The following is a 19,826-nucleotide window of genomic DNA, read 5'->3' on the forward strand; positions in this document are numbered from 1 at the left end:
CCTATTTCCTATCTTCTCACAGCCGCCTCGATCGCCTCGGCGATACGCGGCAATGGGCATATCTCATCGGCAAGCCCGGCGTCGATCACAGATTTTGGCATTCCGTAAACAACACAGGTCTCTTCATCCTGCGCAATGCAGTAGCCGCCCTTATCCTTAATTTGATGCATCCCATCCCGGCCGTCGTGCCCCATTCCCGTGAGAATAACTGCGACGATATCCTTGCCGAGGTGTGCGACGGATTCATACATCACATTGACGGCGGGGCGATGGTTGCCGACGGGCGGCTCGTCGCTGAGTGCGATGCGGCGCCCTCCCGCGTCATGCAGAATCCGCAAGTGATAATTGCCCGGCGCGATATAAACACAACCCGGCACTAGAATCTCTCCATCGTGTGCCTCCTTTACGGAAACGGCAGCAATGCTGTCGAGCCGCGAGGCAAGCGCTGCGGTAAATCCGGCAGGCATGTGCTGAACGACGACGATGGGACATGGAAAGTCTTTCGAAAGTCCCATGATGACGGTCTGCAGCGCCTGCGGGCCGCCCGTCGAAGACCCGATCACAACCAAACGTGACCGCGTGCGTGCATCGGGTGCGCCCCGATTGCCGGACTGCCGGCTGCGATCCTGTTTAGTCATTGGTTTCGCGTCCTACCTGTGCCCGCTGTACTTGGAAGAGATAGCGAACGATCTTATCCCGCAGAGCGCGCGACAGGCTTTGGAACTGCACCCCAACGTGATACACGGGCAGATCGTCCTCCCGTGCAATGCGCGTGCAGCGCATGATACGCGACATAAGTTCCAGTGTCCCGACCCCCGGGATATCGTTGATCTCAAGCGCAGCATCCGAGTTGAGCGGAACTTGCTTCGGCCAAACGAACGCCATGCCGCTGCCGCTGAGATCAACGACGCGGACACGAACCGGCGCGTCAATCTGTCCCTCCCGGTCAACGAGGCGCACAGTGACGATAAGGTTTACCTTCACACGGAAGAGACCGCGCTTTTGGAACCGCTCGGCAATCTCAGGGATGGACATATGCAGAACGGGGAGGCGCCCGTCGATCCGCCCGTGTTTCCGGTAGGTGCTGAAAAAGCGAAAGTGACACCCGTCGCCTGCCGCGAGGACATAGAGGTTCTCGCGGGCACGCGGGATGACCGGAACATGGCGCTCATCCACCGGCATGGCAACAACGAGATCGTCTCCGACGATGTCCTCCACACGACTGCTGTAGCCGCTGGTTCCTTCCTCGCTGTTTTCAAAAAATATTTCGAGCCGCTGCCCAATGGCCAAAATATTCCTTGCCTGTACCAATTCGCCCGCCATCAAAAATATCCTCCCTGTTCAGGTTGAAAACTTAAAAATTTGTTGCAAAAAACCTTTCCATCCGCGCTGAACTTTCATTTCCGTTCCTGTAACGAGCGCCTTTGCCAGCGCCTCAATGCAGCGTGCGGCGGCGCTGCCCGGCTCCGCCTCAATGATCGGGGTCTGCCGCCGCACTGCCTTGGTAACGGCGGTATCCTCAAAGACATAGCCGAGACATGCAACAGGCATATGCAGGAATTTTTCCGCTGCACGCTCGAGTTTCGCCATCACTTCGCGGCTCTCTTTCGGCTCGTAGACACGGTTGATGATGAGCCGCAAATTTTTCTGCACGGCATAGATGCTGTATGCCTTCATAACCGCGTAGGCGTCCGTGAGTGATGTCGGCTCTGGCGTCGTGACGAGCAGCACCTCGTCTGCAGCGAGGATAAAGTCCATCACGTTGCGCCCGAGCCCCGCGCCTGTGTCCACGATGATGATGTCTGCGTGTGCGGCGCAGTCCGCAAGCTTTTGCTGAAGCAGTAATTTTTCGGCATGATCGTAATCCATCGCTTTTTCGATGCCGGATCCGCCGGAGATGTATCGGATGCCGTACGGCGTCTCCACCATGACGTCCGTGAGGCCGACGTCCGGTCGGAGAAGATCCAGCAAATGCTTGCGTGACGCAGCGCCGAGCAGGACATCCACGTTCGCCATGCCGAGATCCGCATCGATGACAAGAACGCGATGCCCCATGCGCTTGATCGCGATGGCAAGGTTGACCGCAATATTTGTCTTGCCGACCCCGCCTTTGCCGCTGGTAATGGCGATCACGCGCACATTTGCCCATGCCTCCGCCTGTGCGGGTGCGAGCGGCGCCGGTGTCTGCACGGGAGCCGGCGTCTGCGCCCCGTCGACACCTGCCATTTGGCGCAGGCGCGTTGCCTGATCTGTCATGTCATTCCCTCAACAAGAGTTCCGCCAGACGCTGTGCCGTCGCCGGAATGATATCGTCCGGCACGCTCTGACCGTTCGAAAGGAACGACAGCGGCAGCTCCTTGCCCGCGAGAAGGTTCAGTACCACACCGACGCTGCGTGTTTCGTCCGTCTTGGTAAAGATGATGCGGTCGGGCTTGCAGGCGGAAAACCGCGCCATGATCTCGGCTGCATCCTGCTCCTTCGTCGTGGCGCTCACGACAAGATGTTTTTCCATACGGGGATGTGCGGCGAGCAGCTGCTTGAGCTCGTCCATTTGGAAGTCGTTGTACTGGCTCCGCCCCGCCGTATCGACGAGAATAAAATCTTTGCTGCGGTGGCGGGCAATCGCCTTTTTGAGATCTGCAGCGGAATAGACAACCTCGACGGGGAGTCCTAGAATCTCCGCATATTTTTTGAGCTGCTCCACGGCGGAGATGCGGTAGGTATCCGCCGTGATGAGCGCCCCCTTGAGGTTCTGCTCGAGAACGAAATGCGCCGCCACTTTAGCAAGCGTCGTCGTCTTGCCGACGCCCGTTGTGCCGATGAAGGCAACGACACGCGAGCCGTGCGCACCGAGTCTCAGCCCGTCGGTGAACTTCATCACCTGTGAGAGATACCCCGCCAGAACCTCCTTAGCTCGTGGGCTGAGACTGTCGAGGTTAATATCGGCGACGGGCACTTTCGCGGCAAGCTCTTCGCGAAGCTCCTTCCGCACATCCTGCCGCTTGAGCGCATCTCGGATGGAGACAATCTCTTTGGGCTGCGACGCGGCCATCATCGCGGCAAGCATCGTCTTCATCTGCGCCAGTTCGTCCTCAAGCAGACGAATCCGCGCGGCAGACGCATCGTCCTCCTCATGTTCGGCATGAGGTTCCGCGAGCGGCTCAGGCTGTGTCGCAGGGGGTGGTACGTGCTGCGTATAGGACGGCGGTGCAGGCTGCTCCACCGGCTGCGGCTGCAGCGGCGCGGTTTGCTGCACCGGTGCCGCAGCGGGGGGGGACTGCAGGTTCATTGCGGCCGCGGTCCCGTATCCATCCGCTGCATACATTGATTCCTGAGACTGATACGCGGGTGCATAGGTATCATACCCCTGCGGCACCGCGGCAGGAGCCACACCGACGGTTCCCCCTGCGAAGGCTTCTTCGTTCATGCGGTACCGCTCCGCCGCATTCGTTGGGAGAATTGGTGCAGGCGGCGGTGTATATGCCGCTGCAGAACGCGGCACACGAGACTGTGTCTCATCCACCGCCGCCGTCACCTCGATCATCTCCGCGCCGCCGAGCATACCGCCTTCACGATATTTTTTTGTATGAAGGAGTACGGCATCGCTGCCGAGCTCGTCCTTGATCTGCTCCATCGCTTCCTTCACCGAGGAAGCGCGTACGGTCTTGACCTGCACTTAGATTCTCACCACCCCAAGGATTTGTATTTCAACATTCTGTTCAATTTCCGCATGGGAAAGGACGATGAGTCCGGAAATAGAGCGCTCGACAAGATTGCGGAAATAGGGACGCACGGTCGGGCTCGTGAGAACAATGGGCTGATACCCCTGATCCGTGAGCTTGTTGAGCTCTTCCTGCAAAACCGTGAGCAGTTTCTGCATAGAGTCCGGATCGAGGCTGACATATGATCCGTGCTCTGTGCGCTGCACCCCGCCCGCGATCTTGTTCTCGAGTGCGGGGTCGAGCGTGATGCACGGCAGTATGCCGTTCTGCACGTTCTGCTGGGTGATATGCCGCGCCATCGTATGGCGGACGTACTCGGTGAGGATGTCCGTATCCTTCGTCGCCGCGCCGTAATCGGCAAGAACTTCGAGGATCGTACTCATATCGCGGATGGAGATGCGCTCGTGCAGGAGATTTGCAAGTACCTTCTGCACTTCGCCGACGGTAAGCAGATTCGGGACGACCTCGTCCACAAGTGCACCGTTGGTCTTGCGCAGATTATCGAGAAGGTTCTGCGTCTCCTGACGCCCTAGGATCTCATCGGCATGCTGCTTGATGATCTCCGTGAGATGCGTTGCGAGCACGGAAACGGCATCGACGACAGTGTATCCGTTGAGTTCCGCCTGCTCGCGCTCGTTCTCCGAGATCCAAAGGGCAGGCAGTCCAAACGCCGGCTCAACCGTCTCAATGCCCGGCACTTCCTCAAAGACCGTGCCAGAGTTCATCGCGAGATAATGGTCGAGCATCAGCTCGCCGCGCGCAATCTCAATGCCTTTGAGCTTGATGATATAGGCATTGGGCTTGATCTGGATGTTGTCGCGGATACGGATGGTCGGGACGACAAGCCCGAGTTCAAGCGCACACTGCCGCCGAATCATGACGATGCGGTCGAGCAGATCGCCGCCCTGTCCCGTATCGACGAGCGGGATGAGGCTGTAGCCGATCTCGAGTTCCATCGGATCGACCTGCAGGAGCGAGACGATGTTCTCGGGCGTCGTTGCTTCTTTTTTCGCCTTTGCCTTCTGCTCGACCTTCTGGACTTCCTGCACCGCCGTTTGACCGCGGTGGAGGTTCCACGCAATGAACGCGCAGGTACAGGCAAGCGCAAAGAACGGGATGCCCGGAAGCCCGGGCATAACGGCAAGGAAGAGCAGGACGCCCGAAAGGATCATAAAGATGCGATCGTTGCGGAAGAGCTGCTTGACGAGGTCGCTGCCGAGGTTCCCCTCCGCTGCCGAACGGGTCACGATGATACCGGTCGCCGTCGAGATGAGCAGTGCCGGAATCTGCGCGACGAGTCCCTCGCCGACGGTGAGCAGCGTGTAGGTCTGGAGTGCCTGTGCCGCGTCCATGTTGCGCTGGAGCATGCCGATGACGAAGCCGCCGCCGATGTTGATCATCATGATGACGATCGCCGCGATCGCATCGCCCTTGACGAACTTTGAGGCACCGTCCATCGCGCCGAAGAAGTCGGATTCGCGCTGTACTTTCTCACGGCGCCGTTTTGCCTCGGCATCCGAAATAGCGCCTTGGTTGAGGTCGGCGTCGATTGCCATCTGTTTCCCCGGCATCGCGTCGAGCGTGAATCGCGCCGAGACTTCGGCGACGCGCTCGGATCCTTTGGTGATGACGATGAAGTTGACGATGACAAGGATAACGAACACGATGAAGCCGACGACCGCGTTGCCGCCGACAACGAAATTGCCGAATGCGGTGATGACCTCGCCTGCATAGCCGTTGAGCAGGATAAGACGCGTTGAGGAGATGTTGAGTGCCAATCGGAACAGCGTTGTGATGAGGAGCAGCGACGGGAATACGGAAAGGTCGAGCGCCTCCACATTATAGATTGCCGACATGACGACGAGCAGGGCAATCGTGATATTGAGACAGATGAGTATGTCCAGGATGATGGTCGGCAGCGGAATGATCATCATAATGACAATCGTCACAATGGCGACAGCGATCAGAACATCACTATACCGTTGTATGAGGTTGCCGGATGAAAGCGGATTGATGCTGCCGGACTGCGATGCTGCCATGCCCTCACTCACCCCTTCTTTCCCATTTCCCTGTGGAGTGCAACGGTTGCCGTCACGATCTCCTTAATATTATATCAAATATTCCAAACACGTCAAATGCTAATATGACTTTTGTCACGGATTATGCGCCGCGCCTTGCATGTTTGAGCCGGTAGACGTAGGCAAGCACCTCTGCAACTGCTTGATAGAGCTCCTGCGGCACGGCATCGCCTACCTGCACGGCGGCATACAGGGTGCGTGCGAGCGGCTTGTTCTCGACGATGGGAACGCGCGCCTCGCGTCCGAGTTCCTTGATGCGCTGCGCGACGAGATCCTGTCCTTTGGCCAGGACTGTCGGTGCGACCATTCCTTTTTCATAGGCAAGCGCCACTGCGTAATGCGTCGGGTTCGTGATGATGACGTCCGCCTTCGGCACTTCCTTCATCATGCGTGCCATTGCCATCTGCCGCTGCTTCTGCCGGATCTTCCCCTTGATCTGCGGATCGCCCTCGGTTTGCTTCATCTCATCCTTGACTTCCTGTTTCGTCATCTTGAGATCCTGCGTCGTCTGCCAGTTCTGGTAGCCGTAGTCTGCGACCGCCATGATCATGATCACGCCGATGACGATGAACGCCATCTGGAAGATGATCTCGGCGACAAGCGCAAGACTCGTCGTCAGGTCAAAGAACATGAACTGCGGCATTGCAATGATTTGCTCGTGGATGAAGCGGTAGAGGAAAAATCCTATGACGAGGATCTTAAAAAAGGACTTCGCCAGCTCCACGAGGGAGCGTTTTGAAAAGATACGTCCAAATCCGTTGATGGGATTGAGCTTATCGAGTTTGAACTCGATGGCCTCCGTGTTAAAGTTGAGACCCACCTGAAAGAAATTAACGGCAAGCCCAATGAGCATAATGAAGAGCATGATCGGCAGCGCGGTCTTGGCAAGGATCTCCATAATCCCGATGAAGAGCCGTACGATGTTTTCCGTATCAACCGGTTGATTGAGATTTGCGAACACGTAGGTCGTGTACGATGCGATCGCAAGGTAGATAGAATCCCAGAGAAGCTTCAGCGAAAAGAAACCGATGAGGAGGACAAACGCCGTATTCAGCTCTTGACTGCGCCCGACCTGCCCTTTTTTGCGGGCGTCGGCGCGCTTCTTTGCAGTTGGTTCTTCCGTCTTTTCCCCGCCCGCGAAACGCTGGAGGTCGAAGACGAATGCGCGCTTATTGCAGGGCGCGTATCGCAAGCGATATATTTCCATACATTTCATTGAACAGCACATCCAGGAATAAGACATAAAACGGCATGATCATCGAAAGTACAAAAAGCCCGATCATGAGCTGCATGGGAATACCGACGACAAAGATATTCATCTGCGGCATCGTCCGGGAGAGGATACCGAGTCCGACGTTCGTCAGCAGAATCGCGAATGTGATCGGCATCGCAATCTTCATGCCTGTGAGGAAAATTGTCCCCGTAAAATTCGCAATGATGAGCGCGAGGGAAATATTTGCCTCCAGACCCGCGAGCGGGACGGCACGAAAGCTTTCCACAAGCGCCGCGATGAGCATGTGGTGCCCGTTCGTGACGAGCAGAATGATCACCGCCAGATTATAAAGAAAACTTCCGATGAGCGGGATCTGCTGACCGGAAGTCGGATCTACAACATTGACGACGGCAAAGCCCACCTGCATGTCCATGACCTTGCCCGCCATTGTGATGGCGGCAAACGATATGTAAGCCACAAAACCGATCAGCCAGCCGATGAACAGTTCTCCGAGTACCGCTGCGCCAAACATAATAATGCTTGGCGGCGTTTCGGGCGTGCCGAGTCCGTCGACCACGGGAAAGAGGACAACGCTCATTGCGAGCGCGATGCCGACGCGAAAGAACATAGGAATATTCATGCTGCCGAAAAAAGGCGATATGAGAAAGATGCCGCTGATGCGCGTCAGCATGAGCAGGAACGCCGCGATATGACCTTGGAGCAGCTCATAGAGATCCATGTGCCCCTCCTCTTACCGCAGGTATTGCGGCAGATTGACGAAAACATTGGTCACATATTCCACCATGATCCGCAGCATCCACGGACCAAAGATGAGAATCGCGACAAAGACCGCCACGATCTTTGGAATAAAGGCCAGCGTCTGTTCCTGAATGGAGGTTGTCGCCTGAAACACCGCGACCAAGAGACCGACGATGAGTCCGAGCCCAAGCATCGGGGCGGATACCAAGAGCACGATCATGAGCGCTTCTTGGGCAAGCTGGATGACCAAATCTCCGGACATCGCTTCGCCCCCCGTCAGCGGAAGCTCATGATGAGCGACTGGATCAGCAGATGCCACCCGTCGACCATCACGAACAGCAGTATTTTGAACGGCAGCGAAATCATGACCGGCGGCAGCATCATCATGCCCATCGACATCAGCGTACTTGCCACAATCATATCGATGACAATGAACGGAATATAGATCATAAAACCGATTTGGAACGCGGTCTTGAGCTCACTGATGATGAACGCGGGGATGAGCGTAAATGTCGAAACGTCGTCCGGCGAATTGGGACGCTCCGCATCCGAGAGGTTCACAAAGAGCGCGAGATCCGATTCCCTCGTTTGACGGAACATAAAATCACGCATGGGCTCTACGACATTTTCAAGGGCTTGTTCCTGTGTGATCTGCCCGTCGAGATAGGGTCGGATGCCGTTCTCGTTCGCCTGTCCCCAATAGGGCGCCATGATGTAGAACGTGAGGAAGAGCGACAGAGCGAGTACCACCTGATTCGGCGGGACGTTCTGCGTCGAGAGTGCATTGCGCAAAAAACCGATGACAACGACGATGCGTACGAAGGACGTCGTCATGATGAGCATTGCCGGCGCAAGCGAAAGCACCGTAAGCACCGCGAGGAGCTGCATACTCGCGGCAACATCCTGCGGATTCTCCGACGTCCCCACGTCGAGACTTACGGTTGGAATGAGCGGCGCGGCGCTTGCATGTCCCGCAAGACAAAGCAAGAGCGCCGCTCCCGCAAGAGCAAGCAAACTGCGCCGTTGCAAAGCTGTCCCCCCCATTCCTCTCAGCCCCCTCACCTGCGAAAGATCGGAGGTATCTTTTGAACGAAATCCGAGAGCGAGCCGAACTGCTCGCTGAAAACGCCCGTCCCTCCCGCAGCGGCGTTCGCGCGAATCTCCTCCAGTGTCTCCGGATCGTCAATCTCCGTAATGAGGCGGATGCTCTGATCCGTTACCCCCAACACAAAAACGCGCCCGAAGAGCTCCACAACGCAGACCGCGCGGTTCGGTCCGAGCGGCAGCTGCATATAGACCTGTCCCCCGCGTGCCGCAAGCGTTCGCATAGAGCTTTTCCCATAGGCGCGCGCAACAAAATAGGCAAGGATGACGACGAACGCGAAAACAGCAAAAAGGCTGACCACATAGGCGACCGTCGACCACCATGATACGGCCGACGGGCGCGGGTCAGCCTGTTCATAACCGGCTAGGTATCCGCCGCCCGTCTCACCTGCGGCGGACACATCCCCTGCATATAGTGCAAGAAGCGTGCATCCGAGCAGTAAGGACAGAAAAAATATCCGTTCTTTCATCAGCCGACGGCTTTGCGAATAGCCTCCAGCACGCGATCCGCTTGGAACGGCTTCACAATGAAGTCGCGTGCGCCCGCCTGGATCGCCTCGATGACCATCGCCTGCTGCCCCATGGCACTGCACATAACAACCTTTGCCGCAGGATCGACTTTCTTGATTTCCTTGACGGCGGTAATGCCGTCCATTTCCGGCATCGTGATATCCATGGTCACGAGATCCGGTTTAAGTTCCTGATATTTCTCGAGTGCCTTCATCCCGTTTTCTGCCTCACCGACGATTTCATAGCCGTTTTTTGACAGGATGTCCTTGACCATCATTCGCATAAATGCTGCATCATCAACGACCAAAACGCGAGTTGCCATTTTCTCATCTCTCCTTACACTTGACTCAGAGCATCCCCATCCAAAGGGCACTGAACGCGCACACCGTGATGTTGGGTTTAATCGCTACCCATTATAACGAAAAGTGCCGCCTGTGACAAGGACTTTCTATGCTTCTTTCAAAAGATCGCCGCTCTCCCCGCTATTGGAGACGCGCGGCGCGTTCCAGCGGACTGACAATCTCCGTGATGCGAACGCCGAAATTCTCGTCAATGACGACAACTTCGCCCTTCGCCAGATACTTGCCGTTGACCATGATGTCCACGGGTTCGCCGGCAAGCTTGTCGAGTTCCACAATCGATCCTTTTGTAAGATCGAGAATGTCCTTGATGGACTTCTTGGTTCGGCCGAGCTCCACGTTCACCTGAAGAGGTACGTCGAGAATCAGGCCGATATTCGCGTCGTTGACCTGTACGGGAACGCTGCTCAGCGGAGTGAACTGCGCGGACTGCACAGGGACGTTCGATGCTACATGCGGCTGCATAGGCGGTGCTCCATATCCATAGTTTGCGGGTGCGGCAGGTGCGGCGGGCGCCGCTGCCATAGGCGCGGGCGCTGCCGCGGGCGGGGGTGCCGCCTGTGCCGCTTCGATCTCCGCTCCTTCGTTCTCCACGTCGGGCTGCTGATTCATCAGTGCGTCAACCATGCCCTTTGCGACATCAAGCGGCAGAAGCTGCATGATCTCGCTGTCAATGAGACCGTCGACTTCCATGCGGAACGACGCCTGCACGATCGGATCAGCCTTATCAAGCAGTTTTGAGACGACTTCTTCCGTTCCGAGGTCAACAAGCGTCACAACGGGCGGGGTGATATCCACCTTCTTGTTAAACATGGAGGAAAGCGAGGTCGCGACGCTGCCCATCATCTGATTCATGGACTCGCTGACCGCGCTCATATGGATTTCGCTGAGTTCTTCGTCGGGATTCGTCCCGTCATTCCCCATCATGAGATCGGCAATGATCGCCGCGTCGCGCGCTTGGATGCAGAGGACATTGTTCCCCTCAATGCCGATGCTGTAACCGACTTCGACGACGAGGAACGGAATGGGGTACTTCTCCTTCAGCTGGCGGAGGTTCGAGATCGATACCGTCGGCGTTGTGATGGAGACCTTGCGTCCCAAGAGGACAGACAGCGTAGTCGCCGCTCCGCCCATGGATATATTGCCGATTTCCCCGAGCGCGTCGCGCTCCATATCGGTAACGCCCGCATCCTCGGCAGAGGATGTGCCTGCATCGCCGGACGGTGCTTCCTCCGCGGGCGCTGCTGCGTCGCCGACCGATCCGCCGCTGAGGAGGGCATCTATTTCCTCCTGCGAGATCATTTCATCGCTCATTCGCGTCTTCATCCCCTTCTATAATGCCGGATATCTGCACGGCCATCCGTTTCCCCGCCGTGCCCGGATGCGCACGGAACTTTGCGTTCGTACCGACGTAACAGACGAGTTCATCTTTTGCCAGCGTATCGAGCTGAAGCACATCGCCGAAGCCGAGTGTGAGGAACTCGTTGATCGTGATATCCACGGTTCCAAGCTCAACCGAAAACGGCACCCACGTCCGCTCGATCTTGCGTTGGAGATCCGCCACCTGGTCGGGCGAGCTTTCCCTGTCGACGGATGCCGCCACCCAGAACGATGTTGTGAGTTTGGACATGACCGGCTCGAGTACTAGATAGGGAATGCAGATATTCATCATTCCCTCGACGTCTCCGAGCTTCATGTGGATCGTGACCAGAACGACCATGTCGCTGGGCGGTACAATCTGCGCAAACTGCGGATTTGTCTCCATCGTCTCGAAGTTCGGGCGGAACTCCACGACGTTGCTCCACGCCTCACGGAAATAGTTGATCACCGTGTCGATGAAGCGCCGCATTACCGCGCTCTCAATATCCGTCAGCGCGCGCGACTTGACACTTGGCTTCCCCTCTCCGCCAAAGACGCGGTCGACGTATGCAAACGCAATATCCGGCCCCACCTCAATGATGATGTTTCCCTTGAGCGGCGGCAGCGCAATGATGCCGATCACCGCCGGGTTCGCCATCGATTGGACAAATTCCTGATAGGTCATCTGCTCAACCGAAAGCACCTCGATGTTGACCATCGTCCGCAGACTTGCCGACAGATAGGTGTTCAAGAGACGCGAAAAACTCTCGTGCAGCATGAAGAGCGTGCGAATCTGATCTTTCGAGAACTTATCCGGTCGTTTGAAGTCATATACCTTGACTTTACGCTCTTCTTCCTCCGCCTTGACTTCCTCGGCGGAAACCGAGCCGTCCGAAAGTGCCGAAAGCAGCTTGTCTATTTCGGATTGAGACAGTACGTCCTCAGCCAAGACCCTTCCCCCTTCCCTTTGTGCAGTGTTTCATGTTGCTTACTGCAGCAGGAAGCTGGTGATGTAAACATCGTAGACGGAGCCTTGACCCAAACGATCGTTCAGCGCGTCTTTCAGCTGCTTCTTCAGTTCATCCTGCTTTGAGGCGTCGAACTCCTCGAGCGGTGCGGCTCGCAGGAACTGCATCGTCGTATCGAGAATCTTTGTCTCGGCGACGGAGCCGACCTTGCCGTCGACCACGTTGTCCTTTTTGCCGGGATTTAGTTCCAACACAATGCCGGCCTTGAGGAATTTGCCCGCACGACCGCCGCCGACATTGACAAGAACGCCCTCTTTCGCATCGCCGAGCTTGTAGAATACGCCCGGATCATGGTGCGACGCGCCGCTCCCCGATTCCTCCGCGTGAGACGGAGACTCCGCCTGCGAAAAGATATAATACGAGATACCGCCGGCTGCCGCCACTGCGACAAGAACCGCCACAACGACCACGACGATCATCATGAGCATCGGCGATTTTTGCTTCGGCTCCGCTGCCAGTTCTTCCTTTTCCTCCGCCATGAGTAAATTCCCTCCCTAAAAATGACCACGAAGTCATACGGACTCCACATTGGGGCACTCCCTTGCCGCATGAAAGAACATTGTTCTTCCATTATAGCAAAGGAATGGAAATTCGCCAACTAATTTTGATGAAGTGCACGGCGATATTTGATGGTACGCCGCACAATTTCCTCCATCGGCTCCTCGACGATCAGCTTTTTGCCGTTGGTGAGCGTCACCACGGTATCCGGCGTCTCCTCAATGCTCTCGATGATTTCGGCATTGAGTACAAACTCCCCTTTTTTGTTCGTCTTGGAGTTGAACTTCGTCAGCATGATCATGACAGGCTTCCCCTCCGTTCCCCTCTTCAGTCACTCGTAAATTTGCATATAAAAATACATGCAAATGACTACCTGTATATTTTCGCCGTCGTCTTCTCTTTTCCTTTTTTTATGAGCGTTTTTTTCATGATAGCCTAAATATTTCCGTCCGCGTTATGTCAGCTGCGTTAAAAAATCAAGGGATCGCAGGGGATGCCCCGTCAGTTCCTGCACATGGGCGAGCACAATGCGCTCCGCCGCCATGAGCGTCGCGCCGCGCACGGAAAGGGGCGCAGGATGCGCCCAATTGAGCGCCGAAAGCCCCGTGAGCAGTTCCCGCAGTTCCGCCGGAAAGTCCGCCGCATCCGCCGTGCGGCACGAGGGACAGAGCGCGCCGCCCTCGCCTGCATGAAAGAACGCGTCGCCTGTAATCTCTGTGCCGCAGTGCAGACAGCGTTCATAGGTCTGACGAAGCCCCGCCGCAGAAAGAATTTGAAGCACGGCGGCAAGTGCGGCAACACGCGGATTGCGCCTCTCAAACGCCGTAAGAATCTCTGCGAGCCGGTCAAAGAACTGCTCGTCCGGTACCCCCTCGGGCAGGAACTCGCGCACGACCTCGGCGACAAAGGTTGCGTAGGCAAGCGCGGTGAGATCCGCCGAGAGTTTCGCATGATGCGCGCGGACAACTGCCGTCTTGACGGTCTCAAGCCGCGGTCCCTCCGCGAGCTGGAAATCGGCGTGGACAAACATCTGCATCGCGCCTGCAAGTGCGCTGCGCGGTCTGCGGCAGCCGAATGCGGCGGCACGCAGCATCCCGCGCTCGCGCGTGAACACGGTCATCACCTTATCTGCCTCGCCCCAGTTCTTTGCGCCGAGTATGATACCCTCCGCCGTGTAGAGCACCGGCTATTCCTCCCGTGCCGCACGCTGTGCGGCCGCCTGCTCCGCTGCCTGCGCCGTCAGCTGCTCCATTTTTTTCTGCACCGCCTTCTGCGCCGCCGTCACGCGCGCGTCCGAGAGCGGCATCACCGCACCTGCCGTGAGCATGTACTGCAGCGCTTCTTCCTTTGGAATGTCGAGATCAACGACATCCTCTTCCGGTACGAGGATCGTCGTCCCCGAGGTCATATTGAGGCTCCACGGCACAAAGACGCAGATGTATTTCGTCTCGCCCATCGCCTGCTGAAACCGCGGCGGGAGGTCGGACATGACGAACCCGAGCGCACGTGCCCCTTGGAACGGCACATGCACGACGCGCTTGAAGTTGCTGCTCGAGTCAAGCACCGCCTCGGAGAGTCGCTTTACACTCGTGTAGACGAATTTCACAAACGGAATCGTCCCGATCATATTCTCGCCGAAGGAGATGACAGAGGCGATCACCCAGTTCGTCGACGCCCAGCCGACCGCATAGATAACGGCGACGAGCGTAATGATGCCCATGCCCGGGAAGTAGAACGGCAGATACTGCCCGAGCACGCCCTCGGTGAAGCGCAGCGTCCACTCGATGACAAAGACCGTGATGATGAGCGGCACAATGACCAAAAGCCCGTTGACAAAGCGGCGCGAGGCTCTGTTTACCGCTTTGCGGTACATGCGGTTCAGCGTAATTTTCCTCTCCTCCCCTCTTCCCTAATCGTCTCCCGAAAGACCGAACTCCCGCAGCGCGCTTTCGCGATTGCGCCAGTCCCTGCGCGTCTTAACCCAAAGGTCGAGGTAGACCTTCGCGCCGAGCAGCGTCTCGATGTCCGCGCGCGCCCGCGCGCCGATTGTCCGCAGGAGCGCCCCGCGCGCGCCGATGACGATCCCCTTCTGCGACTCGCGTTCGACATAGATAACGGCGCGGACGTAGACATCGCCCTTCGCGCGCGTCGTGATCTCCTCGATGTCCACGGCAACGGCGTGCGGGATCTCGTCCCGCGTCAGCTCGAGTGCCTTTTCCCGCACGAGTTCGGCGATGATGAGACGCTCCGGCTGATCCGTGACCATATCCTCCGGGTAGTAGCGCGGTCCCTCGGGCAGATGTTTTTTGATCTCGTCGAGGAGCGCCGCGAGATTTTCCTCCGCCCGTGCCGAGATGGGAACGATCCCTGCAAAGTCGTACGTTTTGGCATAGCTCGCAATGATCGGCAGTGTCTCTTCGCGGCGCAGGAGGTCGATCTTATTCACCGCGAGGAGCACCGGGACGCGGACTTTTTCGAGCTGTTTGAGAATGTACTGCTCGCCTGTGCCCATTTTCTCAGTCGCGTCCACAACGAACACAACGACGTCCACGCCGTGAAGCGCCCCCTCGGTTGCCTTTGCCATATGGCTGCCGAGCTTGTGCTTCGGCTTGTGTACGCCGGGCGTGTCGAGGAAGATGACCTGTGCGTCCTCCTGCGTCAGGATGCAGAGGATGCGGCTGCGCGTCGTCTGCGGCTTGTCGCTCATGATGGCGATCTTTTGCCCGATGAGCGCGTTGATGAGTGTGGACTTGCCGACGTTCGGACGCCCGATGACGGCGGCAAAGCCCGATTTATAATGATTCATCGCCCTATCCCCAATGCCTCCATGACATGCCGCTGCTCCTCCTCCATCTCCGCGCGCTCGGCGTCCTCCATATGGTCGTAGCCGAGGAGGTGCAGCATCCCGTGCACGGTGAGAAAGGAGAGCTCGCGCAGATAGCTGTGCCCGTATTCCTCCGCCTGCGCCCGCGCACGCTCGAGCGAGATCACGAGATCGCCGAGCACATCGCCCGCAGGATCGTCTAAAATCTCCGGCTCTTCGCTCTCCATGAGGGCAAAGGAAATGACGTCGGTCGGGCGGTCAACACCACGGTACTGCCTGTTGATCTCATGAATATAGGCGTCGTTCGTGAGCGTCACGCTCACCTCCGCGCCCTCGGTGCCGTAGAGACGTCCGACCGTTTCGACCGCACGGCGCACGGCGGCTTCGTCCCCGGGCGCGATGCACAGTCCTTCCGGCTGTGCGGAAATCGTAATCTCCATCATACGCGCTCCCGTCTCTTCTCCCATGCACCATATGCCTCAACGATGCGCGTCACGACCTCGTGCCGGATGATGTCGACCGGCTCGAGTTTTACGATACCGACGCCCTTCACCCCGCGCAGGATTCTGCACGCCTGTTTCAGCCCCGATGCCGTGCCGCGCGGCAGATCGACCTGCTCGAGGTCGCCCGTGACCACCATTCGGGAACCGAACCCGAGGCGCGTGAGGAACATCTTCATCTGCGCACCCGTCGTATTCTGCGCCTCGTCGAGAATGATGAACGCATCCTCGAGCGTTCGTCCGCGGATGTATGCGAGCGGCGCGACCTCGATGAGTCCGCGGCTCATCATCTTCTGGTACGCTTCCGCGCCGAGGATGTCTTGAAGCGCATCGTAAAGCGGGCGCAGGTAGGGATTGATCTTCTCCGTGAGATCGCCGGGCAAAAAGCCCAAATGCTCCCCGGCCTCGACGGCGGGGCGCGTAAGGATGATGCGGCTCACCTCGCGACTCCTGAGCGCCGCCACCGCCATAACGACGGCGAGATACGTCTTGCCTGTCCCCGCGGGACCGACGCCGAGCGTCACGGCATTTCTGCGAATCGTACTCAGGTAGTCGCGCTGCCCTGCAGTCTTGGCGCGTACCGACTTCCCCTTTGCCGTCACAAGGAGCACCTCGGCGAAGAGACGGTGCAGCTCCTCTATGCGCCCTTCCTTGATGAGGCGCGCGCCGTACACCGCCTCATGCGTCGTTGGCTTTGTCCCCTGCTTATGAAGGAACAGCATCTCATCGACGAGTGTACGCACCGCCGCGACCTCCGCAGGTGCGCCCGTCACTGCAAGAGACATTCCCCTGCTGACGAACCCACAGTCAAAATTCTCCTCCATGCTGCGCAGAACGGCATCGCGGTCGCCGAGTACGGCATACGCCTCCTCCTTGTTCTTGAACACAATCTCTGCTGTTGTTTCCTGCAAGTAGTATCCTCCCCGGCATCCCGTATTTTCAAGGTTTTCCTAAATAAAATATTCGATCGTATCGCCCGGCTCTCTGCGTGTCCGTGCGTCAAAGAGCAGCACCGCCTCGCGGTCATCCGGTGCACCGAGTGCGTAGAGCTCGCGCGTCTCCCTGTTGAGACAGGAATACGGCACGATACGGTTGTATGCGTGCGGGTGCGCGCAGGTCACCGTCACGCCGTCACGCACGAACTCCGGCTCCGCTTCCTCCAAATAATAAGGATCAAAGAGGTAGATCCGATCCTCCTCCGCTCCCGTGATGAGCGCATAATGCTCCACCTCATAGAAGAGACGCACGACCGCCACACCACCGCGCACGAGGGCATCGTTGATGTCGCTGTCCCGCCCGACGCGGACACGGCATCCCGCGATATAACGGCACGAGAGCGGGAACTCGGTCGCGCGGCTGAACCCCTCCAGCCAATTGGAGAGATACATCATCGCCATGCGCGACGTGCCCGCCTTGCACGCACGCCCATCCATACCGTAGCAGTCGAGCGAGTACAGCATAACGCTGCGGATGATCTCGGGCGGGATCTCCGCACGGTCAAAGAGGAAGCTCATCGCATTCAGCAGCGCCGTCGGGCCGCAGTCATACTCCGACATCTGATAGCGCAGTGGGATCTTCATGCGGCTCTCCTCTTCTTTTGCAGATTCGGCACGGCAATCGCCGCTACGACAAGGAAAATACCGAGCACCTGCATCGGTACAAAATGCGTGTCAAAGATAATATACGCAAAGAGCACGCTCGCCACTGGCTCGATCGTCGCCGTGATCGCCGCCTCCTCGGGCGAGAGCCAGCGCAGCCCCGCGTTGAACGTAAAGAACGCCACTACCGTACCAAGCACCACGATGACAAAGAGATCAAGCGTCGTCTGCGGCGTAAAGAAACTTGGAATCTCCGTCACCGCATGTGTGACGGGGAGCAGCGACAGCCCGCCCATCAGCATACAGACGGCGAGCAGGAAGAATCGGTCAAAGAGATGCAGCAGATGCACGGGGTAAATCATTGCAAACGTGAACGTCACCGCCGAAGCAAGACTCCACAGAACGCAGGCAATCGGCACGGACAGTCGTTCGGGATTGCCGCCCGTCACGAGCAGGAACACGCCCGTGACCGCCGCCGCAACCGTCACCATTTCCATATGCGATGGGATACGGTGATGCCGTAGCGCCATATAGAGGATCATGATGACGGGCGACGTATAGGTGATGACCGTCGTCGCCGCTGCGTCGCCCGCCGCGATCCCCTCAAAATACGTATACTGTACCGACATGATGCCGATGACGCCAAAGATCGCAAGTTTGATCAAAATCCGCGGATTGCGCCGCAGAGAGCGCAAACCGCGCCTAAGCCCCCCGCTCCACCATGCAAGCAGGAAAAACAGACTGCTCGAGAGGAACAGCCGCACCTGCGTCAGTTCAAGAGGAGCATGCGTTGACTGCGTATAGAAATGCTGCGCCGCCGTACCGCTCGCCGCCCACATGACACCGGCGATGAGTACGAACAGAATCGCCGTGACATGTGGCATAATGCGTTACGCCTCCCCCTGCTCCCGCAATACAACATCTGCGATCGCGCCGCAGATCTCCTCAAGCTGTTTTTGATCCGTCCCCTCCGCCATCACGCGGATGAGCGGCTCCGTCCCCGAGGGACGCACGAGCACGCGCCCGTCCGCGCCGAGGCGTTCCTCTCCCGCACGGATCGCCGCGCGGATCGCCGTGTTCTCCGACCAGCCTTCCTTTGTCTTTACCCGCACGTTGACGAGGAGCTGCGGATAGGTCGTCATGAGCGCATTCAGCTCGGATGCCTTTTCCCCGCTGCGTTTGAGCGCTGCAAGCACCTGCAGCGCCGTCACAAGGCCGTCGCCCGTCGTGCCGTAGTCGGCAAAGATGATATGCCCCGACTGCTCGCCGCCGATGGTATAGCCGCTGCGGCGCATCGCCTCGAGCACATAGCGGTCGCCGACCTGCGTCACCTCGACGTGCCCGCCGAGCGCCTCGATTGCCTTATGAAATCCGATATTCGCCATGACCGTTGAGACCACGGTCTTATGCGGAAGTCTCCCGGCACGCAGCATCTCTCCCGCGCACGCCACAAGGATGTGGTCACCGTCGATGAGCGCCCCTGTTTCATCGAGACAGAGACAGCGATCCGCGTCGCCGTCGTGGGCGATGCCGATGTCCGCGCCTGTTTCAAGCACCGTACGGCGCAGGGAGTCCAAATGTGTCGAGCCGCAGTTGTCGTTGATGTTGACACCGTTCGGGAGCGCATGAATGACCTTAAGCTCCGCGCCGAGCGCGCGCAGCACCTTCGGCATTGCCTCATATGCCGCGCCGTTCGCGCAGTCGAGTACGATCTTCATGCCGTCGAGCCGCTGCGGGCAGGTGCCGACGACATAGTCCACATACTGATTGACGAGATCGTTCCGGCGCTCTACCGTACCGACATGCCGCCCTGTAGGACGCGCTGCGTCGTCGCCCGCTTCGATCCGCCGAACGAGCGCCTCGAGTTCGTCCTCCACTGCATCCGGGAGCTTATAGCCGTCGCCGCCAAAGAACTTGATGCCGTTGTCGCCGAACGGATTGTGCGACGCCGAGATCACAATGCCCGCCTGCGTCCGGTGTTTGTGCGCAAGGTAGGCGATGGCAGGCGTCGGAACAATGCCCGCAAGGATCGCAACACCGCCCGCCGAGCAGATGCCCGCCGTGAGCGCCGCCTCGAACATCTCGCCCGAGATGCGCGTATCCCGACCGATCAGGATGCGCGGACGCGCCTCTTCATGCGCGCCGAAGTAAAGCGTCGCCGCGCGCCCGAGCCGATATGCCAGCTCCGGTGACAGCTCCGTATTTGCCTCGCCGCGCACGCCGTCCGTCCCAAATAATCTCAACATTAACAGCCCCTTATTCTCAGGTTATGAT

23 protein-coding genes are annotated in these 19,826 nt (G+C 58.1%); all 23 read right to left on the reverse strand.

Annotated elements, in window-relative coordinates; all coding sequences use genetic code 11:
• Positions 1 to 8: 8 nt before the first annotated feature.
• Positions 9 to 638, reverse strand: a complete 630-nt coding sequence (locus K341_RS11645; RefSeq protein ID WP_009349243.1) for a CheB methylesterase domain-containing protein — start codon at positions 636 to 638, stop codon at positions 9 to 11.
• Positions 631 to 1,323: a flagellar brake protein gene (locus K341_RS0105660; protein ID WP_009349244.1), complete on the reverse strand. Its 693-nt coding sequence runs from the start codon at positions 1,321 to 1,323 to the stop codon at positions 631 to 633. Before K341_RS0105660 ends, K341_RS11645 begins: the two co-directional genes overlap by 8 nt.
• A gap of 18 nt (positions 1,324 to 1,341) precedes the next feature.
• Positions 1,342 to 2,256, reverse strand: a complete 915-nt coding sequence (locus K341_RS0105665) for a MinD/ParA family protein (RefSeq protein ID WP_009349245.1) — start codon at positions 2,254 to 2,256, stop codon at positions 1,342 to 1,344.
• 1 nt (position 2,257) lies between these two features.
• Complete coding sequence (gene flhF, locus K341_RS0105670) at positions 2,258 to 3,676, reverse strand: flagellar biosynthesis GTPase FlhF (protein WP_009349246.1); 1,419 nt, start codon at positions 3,674 to 3,676, stop codon at positions 2,258 to 2,260.
• A complete protein-coding gene (flhA, locus tag K341_RS0105675) occupies positions 3,677 to 5,761 on the reverse strand; it encodes a flagellar biosynthesis protein FlhA (RefSeq protein WP_009657708.1) in 2,085 nt (694 codons plus the stop codon).
• A gap of 121 nt (positions 5,762 to 5,882) precedes the next feature.
• Positions 5,883 to 7,007: a flagellar biosynthesis protein FlhB gene (gene flhB, locus K341_RS0105680; protein WP_009349248.1), complete on the reverse strand. Its 1,125-nt coding sequence runs from the start codon at positions 7,005 to 7,007 to the stop codon at positions 5,883 to 5,885.
• A complete protein-coding gene (gene fliR / locus K341_RS0105685) occupies positions 6,970 to 7,752 on the reverse strand; it encodes a flagellar biosynthetic protein FliR (RefSeq protein WP_009349249.1) in 783 nt (260 codons plus the stop codon). The genes flhB and fliR overlap by 38 nt, the downstream gene beginning before the upstream one ends.
• A gap of 12 nt (positions 7,753 to 7,764) precedes the next feature.
• A complete protein-coding gene (fliQ, locus tag K341_RS0105690; RefSeq protein ID WP_009349250.1) occupies positions 7,765 to 8,034 on the reverse strand; it encodes a flagellar biosynthesis protein FliQ in 270 nt (89 codons plus the stop codon).
• A 14-nt stretch (positions 8,035 to 8,048) separates the two neighbouring features.
• Positions 8,049 to 8,816, reverse strand: a complete 768-nt coding sequence (gene fliP, locus K341_RS0105695) for a flagellar type III secretion system pore protein FliP (RefSeq protein ID WP_009349251.1) — start codon at positions 8,814 to 8,816, stop codon at positions 8,049 to 8,051.
• Between the two features lie 14 nt (positions 8,817 to 8,830).
• On the reverse strand, positions 8,831 to 9,346 hold the full coding sequence (locus K341_RS0105700) for a FliO/MopB family protein (RefSeq protein ID WP_009349252.1): 516 nt from the start codon (positions 9,344 to 9,346) through the stop codon (positions 8,831 to 8,833).
• Entirely contained in the window at positions 9,346 to 9,708 is a 363-nt protein-coding gene (locus tag K341_RS0105705; RefSeq protein ID WP_006692844.1) for a response regulator, read from the reverse strand. Before K341_RS0105705 ends, K341_RS0105700 begins: the two co-directional genes overlap by 1 nt.
• Before the next feature lie 160 nt (positions 9,709 to 9,868).
• Positions 9,869 to 11,059, reverse strand: a complete 1,191-nt coding sequence (fliY, locus tag K341_RS0105710) for a flagellar motor switch phosphatase FliY (protein ID WP_026762135.1) — start codon at positions 11,057 to 11,059, stop codon at positions 9,869 to 9,871.
• Positions 11,049 to 12,053 (reverse strand): flagellar motor switch protein FliM, encoded by a 1,005-nt coding sequence (fliM, locus tag K341_RS0105715; RefSeq protein WP_009657666.1) that lies wholly within the window; start codon positions 12,051 to 12,053, stop codon positions 11,049 to 11,051. Before fliM ends, fliY begins: the two co-directional genes overlap by 11 nt.
• 39 nt (positions 12,054 to 12,092) lie before the next feature.
• The gene (locus K341_RS0105720) at positions 12,093 to 12,611 is read right to left on the reverse strand and encodes a flagellar basal body-associated FliL family protein (RefSeq protein ID WP_009438728.1); all 519 of its coding nucleotides are present in this window, start codon (positions 12,609 to 12,611) and stop codon (positions 12,093 to 12,095) included.
• 119 nt (positions 12,612 to 12,730) lie between these two features.
• Positions 12,731 to 12,931 carry a flagellar FlbD family protein gene (locus K341_RS0105725; RefSeq protein WP_009438920.1) on the reverse strand — a complete coding sequence of 67 codons (201 nt, stop codon included), beginning with the start codon at positions 12,929 to 12,931 and terminating at the stop codon, positions 12,731 to 12,733.
• A 153-nt stretch (positions 12,932 to 13,084) separates the two neighbouring features.
• Positions 13,085 to 13,813 (reverse strand): DNA repair protein RecO, encoded by a 729-nt coding sequence (recO, locus tag K341_RS0105730; protein ID WP_009438874.1) that lies wholly within the window; start codon positions 13,811 to 13,813, stop codon positions 13,085 to 13,087.
• Positions 13,814 to 13,816: 3 nt separating this feature from the next.
• Positions 13,817 to 14,503, reverse strand: coding sequence for a DUF502 domain-containing protein (locus K341_RS0105735; protein ID WP_026762136.1), 687 nt, complete (start codon positions 14,501 to 14,503; stop codon positions 13,817 to 13,819).
• A 36-nt stretch (positions 14,504 to 14,539) separates the two neighbouring features.
• Entirely contained in the window at positions 14,540 to 15,436 is an 897-nt protein-coding gene (gene era / locus K341_RS0105740; RefSeq protein ID WP_026762137.1) for a GTPase Era, read from the reverse strand.
• Positions 15,433 to 15,894, reverse strand: coding sequence for an rRNA maturation RNase YbeY (gene ybeY, locus K341_RS0105745; protein ID WP_026762138.1), 462 nt, complete (start codon positions 15,892 to 15,894; stop codon positions 15,433 to 15,435). The genes era and ybeY overlap by 4 nt, the downstream gene beginning before the upstream one ends.
• Positions 15,894 to 16,865, reverse strand: coding sequence for a PhoH family protein (locus K341_RS0105750; protein ID WP_026762139.1), 972 nt, complete (start codon positions 16,863 to 16,865; stop codon positions 15,894 to 15,896). The genes ybeY and K341_RS0105750 overlap by 1 nt, the downstream gene beginning before the upstream one ends.
• 39 nt (positions 16,866 to 16,904) lie before the next feature.
• Positions 16,905 to 17,534 carry a cysteine peptidase family C39 domain-containing protein gene (locus K341_RS0105755; RefSeq protein WP_009438899.1) on the reverse strand — a complete coding sequence of 210 codons (630 nt, stop codon included), beginning with the start codon at positions 17,532 to 17,534 and terminating at the stop codon, positions 16,905 to 16,907.
• Positions 17,531 to 18,436 carry a DMT family transporter gene (locus K341_RS0105760; RefSeq protein ID WP_026762140.1) on the reverse strand — a complete coding sequence of 302 codons (906 nt, stop codon included), beginning with the start codon at positions 18,434 to 18,436 and terminating at the stop codon, positions 17,531 to 17,533. Before K341_RS0105760 ends, K341_RS0105755 begins: the two co-directional genes overlap by 4 nt.
• A 6-nt stretch (positions 18,437 to 18,442) precedes the next feature.
• Positions 18,443 to 19,798 (reverse strand): phosphoglucosamine mutase, encoded by a 1,356-nt coding sequence (gene glmM / locus K341_RS0105765; RefSeq protein WP_026762141.1) that lies wholly within the window; start codon positions 19,796 to 19,798, stop codon positions 18,443 to 18,445.
• Between the last annotated feature and the right edge of the window lie 28 nt (positions 19,799 to 19,826).

The sequence above is a fragment of the Centipeda artemidis DSM 19719 genome (genome assembly GCF_000426665.1).
Taxonomy (GTDB): Bacteria; Bacillota; Negativicutes; order Selenomonadales; family Selenomonadaceae; genus Centipeda; species Centipeda artemidis.

What these genes read in the sequence shown, in the direction of transcription:
- fliY (WP_026762135.1), bottom strand. Translation starts at nt 11,059, where the DNA reads ATGAGCGATGAAATGATCTCGCAGGAGGAAATAGATGCCCTCCTCAGC.
- fliQ (WP_009349250.1), bottom strand. Translation starts at nt 8,034, where the DNA reads ATGTCCGGAGATTTGGTCATCCAGCTTGCCCAAGAAGCGCTCATGATC.
- flhB (WP_009349248.1), bottom strand. Translation starts at nt 7,007, where the DNA reads ATGGAAATATATCGCTTGCGATACGCGCCCTGCAATAAGCGCGCATTC.
- K341_RS0105725 (WP_009438920.1), bottom strand. Translation starts at nt 12,931, where the DNA reads ATGATCATGCTGACGAAGTTCAACTCCAAGACGAACAAAAAAGGGGAG.
- K341_RS11645 (WP_009349243.1), bottom strand. Translation starts at nt 638, where the DNA reads ATGACTAAACAGGATCGCAGCCGGCAGTCCGGCAATCGGGGCGCACCC.
- K341_RS0105760 (WP_026762140.1), bottom strand. Translation starts at nt 18,436, where the DNA reads ATGCCACATGTCACGGCGATTCTGTTCGTACTCATCGCCGGTGTCATG.
- K341_RS0105755 (WP_009438899.1), bottom strand. Translation starts at nt 17,534, where the DNA reads ATGAAGATCCCACTGCGCTATCAGATGTCGGAGTATGACTGCGGCCCG.
- K341_RS0105705 (WP_006692844.1), bottom strand. Translation starts at nt 9,708, where the DNA reads ATGGCAACTCGCGTTTTGGTCGTTGATGATGCAGCATTTATGCGAATG.
- era (WP_026762137.1), bottom strand. Translation starts at nt 15,436, where the DNA reads ATGAATCATTATAAATCGGGCTTTGCCGCCGTCATCGGGCGTCCGAAC.
- ybeY (WP_026762138.1), bottom strand. Translation starts at nt 15,894, where the DNA reads ATGGAGATTACGATTTCCGCACAGCCGGAAGGACTGTGCATCGCGCCC.
- glmM (WP_026762141.1), bottom strand. Translation starts at nt 19,798, where the DNA reads ATGTTGAGATTATTTGGGACGGACGGCGTGCGCGGCGAGGCAAATACG.
- K341_RS0105735 (WP_026762136.1), bottom strand. Translation starts at nt 14,503, where the DNA reads ATGTACCGCAAAGCGGTAAACAGAGCCTCGCGCCGCTTTGTCAACGGG.
- K341_RS0105700 (WP_009349252.1), bottom strand. Translation starts at nt 9,346, where the DNA reads ATGAAAGAACGGATATTTTTTCTGTCCTTACTGCTCGGATGCACGCTT.
- fliR (WP_009349249.1), bottom strand. Translation starts at nt 7,752, where the DNA reads ATGGATCTCTATGAGCTGCTCCAAGGTCATATCGCGGCGTTCCTGCTC.
- K341_RS0105660 (WP_009349244.1), bottom strand. Translation starts at nt 1,323, where the DNA reads ATGGCGGGCGAATTGGTACAGGCAAGGAATATTTTGGCCATTGGGCAG.
- K341_RS0105665 (WP_009349245.1), bottom strand. Translation starts at nt 2,256, where the DNA reads ATGACAGATCAGGCAACGCGCCTGCGCCAAATGGCAGGTGTCGACGGG.
- K341_RS0105720 (WP_009438728.1), bottom strand. Translation starts at nt 12,611, where the DNA reads ATGGCGGAGGAAAAGGAAGAACTGGCAGCGGAGCCGAAGCAAAAATCG.
- fliP (WP_009349251.1), bottom strand. Translation starts at nt 8,816, where the DNA reads ATGGGGGGGACAGCTTTGCAACGGCGCAGTTTGCTTGCTCTTGCGGGA.
- flhA (WP_009657708.1), bottom strand. Translation starts at nt 5,761, where the DNA reads ATGGCAGCATCGCAGTCCGGCAGCATCAATCCGCTTTCATCCGGCAAC.